Genomic DNA, 13,340 nt, shown 5'->3' with positions numbered 1-13,340 from the left:
GTCCTGCACGTTGGCGGCGCCGCCCGGTACCTCGGCAATCAAGCGGTCGAGGGTTGGCTGATCGACTTCAGCCAGGGTCACCATCGCTGGGGTGATGTGCGTAGTGCCGGGAAGAATGCCATTGGCCGGCACCTCGATCTGGCCAACGCGGGTGGCTGAATATTGGCCGGCCTTGATCAGCTCGATCAACGCCGGTTTGTGCTCACGCAGCGCGGCCAGCAGCGCCGGATCGCTCAACGCCTGTTTGTTGCCATTGACGCGCAATTGCTCATCGGTCACCGCCAACTGAATGTCTTTTGCCTTCAGGGTTGCCAACAGTTCGAGCACATTCACAGGACGATCTCCATTCTTTCGGTAATTGCGGCGTAGCCGGCCAGGGTCGGTTGTTCAAACAACGCCCTGACATCGGCTTCCATGCCTTCCTGACGCAACCGGCCGATCAGACTGACCGCCAGCAGCGAGTGACCGCCCAGCTCAAAAAAGTGATCGTGGCGCCCTACCCGCTCGACGTTGAGCAGTTCGGCCCAGAGCCGTGCAAGGGTGATTTCGACGTCGCCGACCGGGGCTTCGTATTCGCGGGTTTTCAGCGCTTGCCGGTCCGGCGCCGGCAGCGCCTTGCGGTCGAGCTTGCCATTGGGGCTGAGCGGCAAAGCGTCGAGATGCACGAACACGGCAGGCACCATGTAGTCCGGCAAGTGCTCAAGCAAACGACTGCGCAGCACGTCGATTTCCAGGCGTTCACCGGTGTAATAGGCAACCAGACGTTTATCGCCTGGCATGTCTTCTCGGGCGACCACCACGGCTTCCTGCACACCTTCGATCTGGGCAAGACGTGCCTGAATTTCGCCCAGTTCAATGCGCAGACCGCGAATCTTCACCTGATCATCGTTACGGCCCAGGTATTCGATATTGCCGTCAGGCCGATATCGCGCGACGTCGCCGGTGCGATACATCCGCCCGTTCGGATGGAAAGGATCATCGAGGAAACGTTCGGCACTCAACTCAGGCCGGTTCAGATAACCGCGCGCCACCTGCACGCCAGCGATGTACAGCTCGCCGATCACGCCTTGCGGCACCAGTTGCTGTTGCGCATCGAGGATGTACAGGCGGGTGTTGGCGATCGGTTTGCCGATCGGCGTATTGTCCGGGGTCTGCTCGATAGGCCCGGCGCAGTTCCACGCGGTGACATCGACGGCGGCTTCAGTCGGGCCGTAGAGGTTATGCAACTTGCTGCCCGTTAACTGGAGTTTGAAACGTCTTACCAGACTGCCCGGCAACGCTTCACCGCTGCACATCACCCGACGCACGCCGTCGCAGCGCGCGGTGTCGCTGTTGGCGAGGAACACGTCGAGCATCGACGGCACAAAGTGCAGCGTGGTGATGTTTTCACGTTCGATCACTTCGCTCAGATATTGCGGATCCTTGTGCCCGTCGGGCCGCGCCATGACCAGTCGCGCGCCGGTCATCAACGGCCAGAAGAACTCCCACACCGATACGTCGAAGCTGAACGGAGTTTTCTGCAACACCGAATCGGCAGCCGTCAGACGATAAGCGTCCTGCATCCACAACAAGCGGTTGACCACACCGGCATGCTCATTGACCACGCCTTTCGGTTGACCTGTGGAGCCGGAGGTGTAGATCACGTAGGCAGTGTGTTGTGGGGTCAGCGCCGGGATTTGCGGATTGTCGGCGGACAGGGATTGCCAGGTGTTCTGGTCAAGATCGACCGCCTTGATATCCCCCAGCAACTCGCGGGTCGCCGCGTGTACCAGCACCACGGCTGGCGCGCTGTCTTCGAGCATGTAGGCGAGGCGCTCCGGCGGATAGGCCGGATCCAGCGGCACATAACCGGCACCGGCCTTGTTGATCGCCAGCAAGCCAACAACCATTTCCAGGCTGCGTTCGACGCAGATCGCCACCCGTGAATCCACTTGTACGCCGAGGCTGATCAAGTGCCGGGCCAAGCGGTTGGCGCGCTCGTTCAACTGCGCGTAGCTCAATGTCTGATCGTCGGCGACGACGGCCACAGCCTGTGGCGTGCGCCGCACCTGCGCTTCGAACAAGCCGTGCAGCGTCTGCTGCAAGTCGTAATCGACGGCGGTGTCGTTGCGGCCGAACAGCATCGCCTGCCGCTCCTCGTCCGCCAACACCGTCAGGCGATTCAACGGTTGCTGCGGAGTCTGCTGCAACGCTTCAACCAGCGCGAACAGCGCGTTCTCCATGTACTGGCCAATACGTGCCGCACCGATGCGCGACGGGGTCATCACGGTCAGTTGGAAGCCGCTGCCCAGATCATCGACGTTGAGGGTCAACGGGTAATTGGTGCGTTCCTCGCCGGCGAGGGATTCGATGCCCTGCCAGGCTTCACGCTGGGTATTTTGCTGAGCTTCGCTGTCGCTATGGCGGTAATTGAGCATCGCGCTGAACAGCGGCGACGGCGCCGCGACAGCGCTGCAACGCTGGGCCAACGCCAGCGAGGCATGTTCGTGGGCCAACAGCGCACTGAGCCGCGCATGGGTCGCCTTGACCCCGGCGCGCACGTTGCTTTCGTCAACATCCACGCGCAATGGCAAGGTGTTGATGAACATGCCCAGCCCACGATCCGCGCCCGCCCCACCCTGCATGCGGCCGAGCAACACCGTGCCGAAGACCACGCGCTCCTGAGCGGACGTTGCCGCCAGCACCCGCGCCCAGGCGAGATGGAACAGGCTGGCGACACTGACGCCAAGCAACCGCGCCTGACTGCGCAAACGCTGCGCCAGCACAGCAGGCAGCGGCTGGCAGACTTCCTCGATGTCATTGCCGTCGCCGTGCACGTCCTGCAAACCGAACGGCAGCGTCGGTTCGTCGATGTCGCCGAGCATCTCGCGGAAGAACACTTCGTGCTCTTGTTCACTGACACCAAGACGGGTCTGCGCGACATAATTGCGGTATGGCACTGCGGGCGCCGGCAATCGCTCATCGCCGCGCAAAATCGCCTGCATTTCTTCGCTGACCACCGCCAGCGCGGTGTGGTCCATGGCGATGTGATGGAACAACAGCATGGCAACCACGCGCTGATTGTCCGGATCGAGGGCATACACCAGACGCAGCAGCGGTGCCTGATCAAGCTGCAGACGCCAGTGGCGCGCATCGAAGCGCGCACGCAACTGATCGATGGCTTCACCCTGCGCGGGCGCCAGTGCCACGGCTTGTACCGGCAGCTCGGCACGCCGCCAGACCACTTGCACAGGCGCCGCGAGCCCTTGCCAGACAATCGACGTACGCAGGATGTCGTGGCGCGTCATGACCTGACGCAGTGCTGCCGCGAACGCTTGAAAACGCTCAAGGCTGTCGAAGGCCAGACATGATTGCAGCAGATACGGATCACCCTGCGCGGCGCTGAGGTGGTGATACAGAATCCCTTCCTGCAACGGCGCCAGCGGATAAATATCCTGCACATTGGCCGCACCACCCGGCACCGTGGCGACAATGCGCTCGATGCTTGCCTGATCCAGTTGCACCAGCGGCAGCATGTCCGCAGTGATGTGTGTGCAATCGGCCGGAATCAGATTGTCCGGCACGCTGACTTCGCGACCGCTGCCCACCGCCGCAGCCAGCGCAGCCAACGTCGGCTGGCTGAACAGCACACGCACGTCGGTGCTCAGATCGACCTGACGCATGCGCTCGATCAGCGTCACCGCCAGCAAGGAATGCCCGCCCAGTTCAAAGAAGTTGTCGTGACGACCGACCTGCTCGACCTTGAGCACGTCCGCCCAGATCTGCGCCAGCGCGATTTCTACCGAACCTTGCGGCGCGGCATATTCGCGGCTCAACCACGCCGTTTGATCTGGCTGCGGCAATGCCTTGCGGTCGAGTTTGCCGTTGGCAGTCAGCGGCAGTGCTTGGAGGCGCACGTAAGCGGCAGGCATCAGCGCTTGCGGCAACTGCGCTTGCAGATGATTGCGCAGATCCTCGATGTCGATGCTCAGGCGTTCGGTAAACCACGCCAGCAACTGGCCGTCGCGCACCAGCACCACGCAATCCTGCACGGCTTCATGAGCGCTCAACGCCGCTTCGATTTCTCCCAGTTCGATGCGCACGCCGCGCAGTTTGACCTGATCATCGTTGCGCCCCAGGTATTCGACGCTGCCATCCGCGAGCCAGCGTGCAAGGTCACCAGTGCGGTACATGCGCGCCTGCGGTTCGTCGCTGAACGGGTCGTCGAGGAAGCGCTCGGCAGTCAGCTCGGGACGATGCAGATAACCGCGCGCCACACCGGCACCGCCGACATACAACTCGCCCGCAACGCCAACCGGTACCGGGCGCTGCTGATCGTCGAGCAGATAAATTTTCGCGTTGGCGATCGGCCGACCGATGTGCAGCACTTGCCCGGCCTCGATAGCGCCGGAGGTAGCGACCACCGTGGCTTCGGTCGGGCCATAGTTATTGATCACCGCGAAGGTCTGTTCACGCGGGAACTGCCGCAGCTTGTCGCCACCGATCAACAGCGTGCGCAAGGTCGGGTGGCCGAGCTCGCGACTGAACGCAAACTCGGCAACCGGCGTCGGCAGGAAACTCACCTGCAACGGCTGCGTACGCCACCATTGCAGCAACTCGTCGAGGTGCTCGTTGCTCACCGTTTGCGGCGGCAAGTGCAGGGTCGCGCCGACACACAGCGCCGGCCAGACCTCCCACGCCATGGCATCGAAACCGAAGCCGGCGACGCTCGACGTGTGGCTGCCGGCGCGCAGGTCGAAGGCCTCGCAGTGCCAGTGCACGAGGTTTTCCAGCGTCGCGTGTTCGACCATCACGCCCTTCGGCTGGCCGGTGGAGCCGGAGGTGTAGATCACGTAGGCAAGGTGCGCCGGGGTCAGCGTCGGCAGTTGCGGATTGCTCTCGGACAAGTGCTGCCAAGTGGGATTGTCCAGATCAATCAGCGGCACTGCGCCGAGCAAATCAGCCGTCGACGCCTGCGACAGCACCGCCATCGGCGCGCTGTCCTGCAACAGATAGGCGATGCGTTCCGCCGGGTACGCCGGATCGACCGGCACATAACCGGCGCCGGCCTTGAGGATCGCCAGCAACGCGACGAGCATGTCCGGGCTGCGGCGCAGGCACACGGCGATGCGGTCATCGGGCTGCACGCCGAGGCCGAGCAAGTGATGGGCCAGGCGATTGGCGCGCTGATTGAGCTCAGCGTAGGTCAGTTGCTGACCGCCCTGAACCACTGCCAGTGCATCCGGCTGCTGCTCGGCCTGAACCTCGATCAAACGGTGAATCGTCGCGCCACGCGGATAGGCCGCGGAGTGCTGGTTGAAGCCAAGCAGCAAGTGCTCGTATTCCTCCACCGAAAGCACCGGCAAACGGTTGAGTGGACGTTGCTGCGCCTCTTCCAGTGCCGTCACCAGATGCTCGAGCGCGGTGTGCATGTAACTGCAGATCCGTTGCGCGCCGATCTCTGCGACCGCGAGCACATTGAGGGCAAAGGCTTCGCCCAGATCATCGACCGACAGGGTCAGCGGATAATTACTGCGCTCCTCGCCACCGAGCATGCGCACGCCTTGCCAGATACCTTGGTCATCACGCGGCTGTTGTGCGGCGGCGCTGTGCCGGTAGTTGAGCAAGGCGCTGAACAACGGCGCGGAGCCGACCATGGCCGAGCAACGCTGGGCCAGCGCCAACGAAGCGTGTTCATGACCGAGCAGCGCCGTCAGCCGTGCATGGGTGGTTTTCACCCCGGCGCGCACGCCTTCAGCGAGATCGACGCGCAGCGGCAAGGTGTTGATGAATACCCCGAGCGTGCGGTCGGCGCCCTCGCCGCCCTGCATCCGCCCCATCAACACAGTGCCGAAGACCACGTCGCGGCGCCCGCAGACCACGCCCAGCACCTGCGCCCAGGCCATGTGCATCAGGCTCGCCGGGCTGACGCCCAATTGCCTGGCCTGTTCCCGCAGACGCAGATTGAGCGCGGCATCCACCGGCTGCAGCGCTTCTTCGATGCCGCGCCCGTCGCCCTGAACATCCTGCAGACCGAAGGGCAAGGTCGGCTCATCGATATCGCCGAGCATCTCGCGGAAGAATGCTTCGTGCTCCTGCTCATCGGCGCCAAGGCGTGCCTGCGCCACGTAGTTGCGGTAAGGCATCGGCGGCGTCAGCGTGTCGAGTTGATCGAACATCAACGCGTGCATTTCCCGGCCAATCACCTCCATCGCGGTGTGGTCGAGAATCGAGTGATGGAACAGCACAATGGCGACGACTCGCTGTTGCAACGGATCTTCGGCGTAGACCATGCGGATCAGCGGCGCCAGCGTCAGATCGAGGCGGTAATGCCGCGCGTCGAAACGTGCGTGCAACTGTTCAAGAATGTCGCCATCCCGAACATCCAGCGACACCTGCTGCACAACCATCCAGGCCTCGCGCCAGACCACTTGCTGCGGGTTGGGCAAGCCTTCCCAGACCACGCTGGTGCGCAGAATGTCGTGGCGGACGATGACCTGCTGCAAGTGTTCGGCGAAGGTCTGCAAACGTTGGACGCTGTCAAAGGCCAGACGCGATTGCAGCAGGTACGGATCGCCCTGCTCGGCGCTCAGGTGGTGATAAAGAATGCCCTCCTGCAAGGGAGCCAGCGGATAGATGTCCTGCACATTGGCAGCGCCGCCGGGCACCGTCGCGACGATGCGCTCGATGCTGGCCTGATCCAGCGTGGTCAGGGTGAGCATGTCGGGCGTGATGCGGGTGCAAGCGGCCGGAATCAGATTGGCCGGCACCTCGATTTCCCGTCCACTGCCCAAGGCCCGTGCCAGCGCAGCCAGGTTCGGCTGATTGAACAGCACGCGCACATCGGCGCTCAAACCGGCCTGACGCATGCGCTCGATCAGGCTAACCGCCAACAGCGAATGGCCGCCCAGTTCGAAGAAATTGTCGTGGCGGCCGATCTGCTCGATGTTCAGTACGTCGGCCCAGATCTGCGCGAGTGCCACTTCGACCGGGCCTTGCGGCGCTGCATATTCACGGCTGAGCCACGCGTCCTGATCCGGCTCGGGCAAGGCCTTGCGGTCGAGTTTGCCGTGGGCGGTCAGCGGCAGGCTGTCCAGGCGCACGTAAGCCGCTGGCACTAAAGTGTCAGGCAGTCGCGCTTGCAGATGCTGGTGCAAGGCGCTGATCTCGACCGACTCGATTTCAGTGAACCAGGCGAGCAATCGCCCGTCGCGCACCAGCACCACGCACTCGCGAACCGCATCGTGGGCACTCAGCACCGCCTCGATTTCACCCAGTTCAATCCGTACACCGCGCAGTTTCACCTGATCGTCGTTGCGTCCCAGGTATTCGATGTTGCCATCGTCCAGCCAGCGCGCGAGGTCGCCAGTGCGGTACATCCGCGCGTGCGGTTCGTCGCTGAACGGATCGTCGAGGAACTGCGCAGCGGTCAGTTCCGGACGATTAAGATAGCCGCGCGCTACCCCGGCGCCACCGACATACAACTCGCCCTGCACACCGGTTGGCACGGGCTGTTGCTGACGGTCCAGCAAATAGACTTTGGCATTGGCAATCGGCCGGCCAATGTGCAGAACCCGCCCGGGCTCGATGCGCCCGGAAGTCGCGACCACCGTGGCTTCGGTCGGGCCGTAGTTGTTGATTACATCGAAGGTCTGATCACGCGGAAACTGGCGCAACTTGTCGCCACCGATCAGTAGCGTGCGCAGGGTCGGATGACCCAGCCCGCGACTGAACGCGTATTCGGCCACCGGGGTCGGCAGAAAGCTCACTTGCAACGGCTGCGCGCGCCACCATTCGAGCAATTCATCGAGGTGTTCGTTGCCGATCGACGCCGGCGGCAGATGCACCGTCGCGCCGACGCACAGCGCCGGCCAGACCTCCCACGCCATGGCATCGAAGCCGCAACCGGCGACGCTGGCAGTGTGGCTGCCGGCATACAGGTCGAAGGCTGCGGCGTGCCAGTGCACGAGGTTTTCCAGGGTACGGTGCTCGACCATCACGCCTTTCGGTTGCCCGGTAGAACCCGAGGTGTAGATCACGTAGGCCAGATTCGCCGGGGTCAGCCCCGGCTGTTGCGGATTTTCGTCAGGCAGGTGGCGCCAGTCGCTGGCGTGCAGATCAATCACCGGGACGGCGCCGAGCAGGTCGCGCGTCGAGGCCTGCGCCAGCACCGCAATCGGGTCGCTGTCCTGCAACAGGTAGGCGATGCGTTCAGCCGGGTAATCGGGGTCAATCGGCACATAACCGGCGCCGGCCTTGAGAATCGCCAGCAGCGCAACGAGCATGTCCGGGCCGCGACGCAGGCACAGCGCAACACGGTCATCGAGCTGCACGCCGAGGCCGATCAGGTGATGGGCGAGGCGATTGGCGCGCTGATTCAGTTCGCGGTAGCTGAGCTGTTGCCCGCCCTGCAGCACCGCCAGCGCCTCGGGTTGCGCCAGGACTTGCGCCTCGAAGAGACGCGGCACTGTTTGTGCGGGCGGGTATTCACGACCGCTGATGTTGAAGCCGACCAGCACCCGTTGCCGTTCGCTTGGCGACACGATCGTCAGTTGCTGCAACGGCGCCGTCGGCGTGTACTCAAGTGCCGTGACCAGACTGTGCAACGCGGTTTGCAAGTAATCGCAGACCCGCGCCCCGTCCACCTGCGGCACCGCTTGCACGCTCAAACGGAAACCCTCGCCGAGGTCGTCGACACTGACCACCAGCGGATAATTGCTGCGCTCGCGCGAGCTGAGAATCTGCACGCCTTGCCACGTTACCGCGGCCGATTCCGGCGCACTGTGGCGGTAGTTGAGCAAGGTGCTGAACAGCGTCTGCGCACCGCCGATACCGCTGCAACGCTGGGCCAGCGCCAACGATGCCTGCTCATGGCCGAGCAACTGCGCCAGGCGTGCATGCGTCGCACGCACGGCGCTTTCTACCGCATCCGCACCGACGCTCACGCGCAACGGCAAGGTATTGATGAACATACCCAGCGCCCGATCAGCGCCCTCTCCGCCCTGCATGCGCCCCAGTAATACGGTGCCGAACACCACGTCTTGCTGGCCAGACACCTGCGCCAACACCTGAGCCCAGGCTTGATGCACCAGGCTGGCCACGCTGATCCCCAATCGCCGCGCCTGCTCGCGCAGACGTTGGCCGAGGCCGGCATCGAGGTCTGATTGGCTGTCGAGGATGTCGCTGCCATCGCCGTGTACATCCTGCAATCCGAACGCCACGGTCGGCTCGTCAATGTCGGCAAGCATTTCGCGGAAGAACGTCTCATGCGCCTGATCATCGGCGCCGAGCCGCGCCTGCGCGACAAACTGGCGGTATTGCACCGGCGGCGGCAAGTCGCTGCTGCGGCCGAGCATGACGTCGTTCATTTCCGCGATCAGTACTTCCAAGGCCGTATGATCGAGGACGATGTGGTGCAGCAGAAGCATGCCGATCCAGCGTTTTTGCGGCTGATCTTCGGTGTAAGCGAAACGCATCAGCGGCGCGCGATTGAGGTCCAGCCGATAGTGCCGTGGATCGAAACGCGCCTGCATCTGCTCCAGCACATCGCCGTCGAGTTCATCGGCGTCGACGCGTTCCAGCGCCAGTGGCGCCTCACGGCAGACCACTTGCACGGCCTCTTCAAGACCCTCCCAGAAGATGCCAGTGCGCAAAATGTCATGGCGTTTGATCACGCAGTTCAAGGCGCGAACGAAGGTTTTGATCTGGGCCAGACCGTCGAAGGCAAATTGCGCCTGCAGCACGTACGGATCACCGGCGCTGGTCGCCAGATGGTGATAAAGAATCCCCGCCTGCAACGGCGCCAGAGCATAGATGTCCTGCACATTGGCGACACCGCCCGGCACGCTGGCAACCACGCGGTCGATCGCGACCTGGTCGAGATGGGCCAGCGGCAACATGGCCGGGGTAATGCGCGTGCAACCCGGTTCGATCAGGTTGTCCGGGACAACGATGGCACGTTCGCTGCTCAAGGTCGCCGCCAGCGCCGCCACGCTTGGCTGACCAAACAGTACGCGCACGTCACAATGCAAATCCTGCTGGCGCATACGCTCGATCAGCTTCACGGCCAGCAATGAATGACCACCGAGTTCGAAGAAGTTGTCATGGCGGCCGACCTCCTCGACACCGAGCAACGTCTGCCAGAGCCCGGCGATCAGGTTTTCCACGGCGCCAACCGGCGCTTCGAAACCACGACGGACGAAGTCATCGCTGTCCGGTTGCGGCAGGGCTTTGCGGTCGAGCTTGCCGTTGGCGGTCAGCGGCAAAGCGTCCAGACGCACGAAGGCGCTTGGCACCATGTACTCAGCCAGCGACACCAGCAGTTGATCGCGCAATTGCACGACATCCGGCGCCGCACCTGCGTCGGCCAGCCAATAAGCGACCAGTCGCTGATCGCCGGGGCTGTCCTCACGGGCAATCACCACGGCTTCGCGCACGCCTGCGCAGGCAGACAGGCGCGCTTCGATTTCGCCCAGTTCAATGCGGAAACCGCGAATTTTCACCTGATCGTCGTTGCGCCCCAGGTATTCGAGGCTGCCGTCGGCGGCCCAGCGCGCCAGGTCGCCGGTTTTATACAAACGCGCCTGGCCGTTTTCGCTGAACGGATCATTGATAAAACGCTCGGCGGTCAGCGCTTCGCGATTCAGATAACCGCGCGCCACGCCGGCCCCGCCGACGTACAACTCGCCAATCACGCCGACCGGCACCGGTTCGCGCCGCGCATCGAGAACATACAGTTGCAGGTCGGGAATGCGCACACCAATCGGGCTGACGCCGAGCAACTGCGCGTCGGCGGCTTGCAACGGCCGATAGGTCACGTGCACCGTGGTTTCGGTGATGCCGTACATGTTCACCAGCCGCGTTCCGGCATTGCCGACCCGCGCATACCAAGGCTTGAGCAAGCCCGGCTCCAGCGCTTCGCCGCCGAAAATCACTTCCCGCAACGAGTGTTGAAGCTGACTGCGGCCCTGCGCGGCGATCAACTGGCGGAACGCGCTCGGCGTCTGGTTGAGCACGGTCACGCCGGTTTGGCAGAGCAATGCATAGCAGTCGTCCGGCGAACGGCTGACAGCTTGCGGGACCAGCAGCAATTGCCCGCCGAAAGCTAATGCGCCCCAGATTTCCCACACAGAAAAGTCGAAGGCGAAGGAATGGAACAGCGCCCAGGTGTCCTGTTGATTGAACTGAAACCAGTCATGGGTGGCAGAAAACAGCCGCGCCACGTTACGGTGCTCGACCATCACACCTTTGGGCAAACCGGTGGAGCCCGAGGTGTAGATCACGTAAGCCAGATGCGCCGGGGTCAGTTCGGGGATCTGCGGATTGCTGTCGAGTTCGGCCTTGAGCTGGCCGCTGTCGAGGTCGATCTGCGGCACGTCGAGATCGGCGACGCACTCGCGCGTCGCGGCTTGCAGGAGCACTGCTGCCGGAGCGCTGTCCTGCAAGGTGAAATGAATACGCTCCAGTGGATAGGCCGGGTCGATCGGCACATAACCAGCGCCGGCCTTGAGTACTCCGAGCAGGCCGATGATCATTTGCGGGCCGCGTTCGACGCAGATGGCCACGCGGTCGTCAGGACGAATGTTCAGCGCCAGCAAATGGTGGGCGACCTGATTGGCGCGGCGGTTGAGTTCGCCGTAGTTGAGCGTCTGCCCGTCGAAAATCAGCGCTGTGGCGTCAGGTCGGGCCTGCGCGTGGGCTTCGAATTGCTGGTGGATCAGCGGCTTTTCGGGGAACTGCGTCACCGGCGAATTGATGCCGCGCAGCAGTTGTTCGCGTTCGCTGGCAGGGAGGATGTTCAGCGCTTGCAGTGCCACATCGGCGCTGGATTGCAGGGCCGCCGTCAGACTTTCCAGCGCCGTGTTCAGGTAGGCGACCATGCGCTCGGCACCCAGTGCCTCATCCGCCAGCGCGGTGATGCGCAAGTCTTCGCCAAGGTCATCGATATTGATCGTCAGCGGATAGTTGGTGCGCTCGCGGGCGCCGAGCACCTGCACACCGGGGGCGATATCGACCACGTCAGCGACTTCTTCGACGCTGCTGTGCCGGTAGTTGAGGATCGCGCTGAACAATGGCGTCGGTACCGCGACGGCGCTGCAGCGTTGGGCCAGGGCCAGCGAGGCCTGCTCATGCGCCAGCAACGCTGTCAGGCGTCGATGGGTCGCCAAGACCCCCGCGCGCACGCTTTGCTCGCCGACATCAACGCGCAGCGGCAAGGTGTTGATGAACATGCCCAACGCCTGCTCGCCGCCCTCGCCCGCGTCCATGCGCCCCAGCAGCACGGTGCCGAACACCACCGCCGTGCGCCCGGACAATTGCCCGAGCACGCGGGCCAGGGCCAGATGCGTCAGACTCGCGACACTCACGCCGAGCTGCCGCGCCTGCTCGCGCAACCGCCGGCTCAAGCGACTGTCGAGCAGCAACGCGGCTTCCTCGATGGCGTGGCCGTCACCCTGCACATCCTGCAAACCACACGGCAGCGTCGGCTCGTCGATGTCGGCGAGCATCTCGCGGAAAAACGCCTCTTGCGCCTGCTGATTGCCGGCACTGCGCGCCATCGCCAGGTGATCACGGTACGGCACGGCCGCAGGCACTTGCGTGGTTTGCCCGAGCAGAAATGCCTGGATTTCCCGGCGCAGCACATCCAGCGCCACGTGATCCATGATCATGTGATGAAACAGCAACAACGCAACTACGCGGCCCTGAGCGGGATCCTGTGCGTAGACCATGCGCAGCAGCGGTGCTTGCTGCATGTCGAGGCGGAAATGCTGCGGGTCGTGACGCTCCAGCAACTGCGTGAGCACATCGCGGTCGCCGTCGACGCTGATTGCCTGACACACCAGCGGCGCCTCGCGCCAGACCACTTGCACCGCTTCGTCGAGGTATTCCCAGACAAACGAGGTGCGCAGAATATCGTGACGCTTGACCACCCAGCGCAGCGCGTCGGCGAAGGCGTTCAGCCGTTGCTGACTGTCGAACACGAAGCGCGCCTGAGAGATGTAGGGATCGCCGGCAACCGCCGAGAGATGGTGATAAAGCATGCCCTCCTGCAACGCGGACAGCGGATAAATGTCCTGCACGTTGGCCGCACCACCCGGCACTGTGGCGACGATGCGGTCGAGGGCATCCTGCGCCAGGTTCACCAGTGGCAGCATGTCCGGGGTAATGCGAAAGGCCGGGCTCAGCCAGTCACCGCCGTGTTCGGCGACCAGTTCCAGCAATTGCGCCTTGTGCGCCGCGAGGCTGTCCCACAACGCGTCATCCAGCGCGTCGTCGCTGCCCAGAATGACCAGGTCTTCATCTTCCTGTTGAAGGCGGATCGCATGGGTGGAAATAACAGCCATCAGTTCGCTGAAATGCAT

General features: G+C 63.4%; 2 protein-coding genes (1 of these 2 only partly in view). Both read right to left on the bottom strand.

The window, feature by feature from the left end:
* Positions 1 to 333: the beginning of a non-ribosomal peptide synthase/polyketide synthase gene (locus PMI37_RS07795; protein WP_008079657.1), read on the bottom strand. Its footprint begins 17,511 nt before the window's first position; only the first 333 of its 17,844 coding nucleotides appear in the window; its start codon is at positions 331 to 333; the stop codon falls past the left edge of the window.
* Positions 330 to 13,340, bottom strand: coding sequence for a non-ribosomal peptide synthetase (locus PMI37_RS07790; protein WP_008079656.1), 13,011 nt, complete (start codon positions 13,338 to 13,340; stop codon positions 330 to 332). Before PMI37_RS07790 ends, PMI37_RS07795 begins: the two co-directional genes overlap by 4 nt.

This window comes from Pseudomonas sp. GM80 (assembly GCF_000282515.1).
In the GTDB taxonomy this organism is placed as follows: domain Bacteria; phylum Pseudomonadota; class Gammaproteobacteria; order Pseudomonadales; family Pseudomonadaceae; genus Aquipseudomonas.
Note: the sequence above shows the minus strand (reverse complement) of the source record. Positions and strands in the feature narration are given on the sequence as shown.

What these genes read in the sequence shown, in the direction of transcription:
- PMI37_RS07790 (WP_008079656.1), bottom strand. Translation starts at nt 13,340, where the DNA reads ATGCATTTCAGCGAACTGATGGCTGTTATTTCCACCCATGCGATCCGC.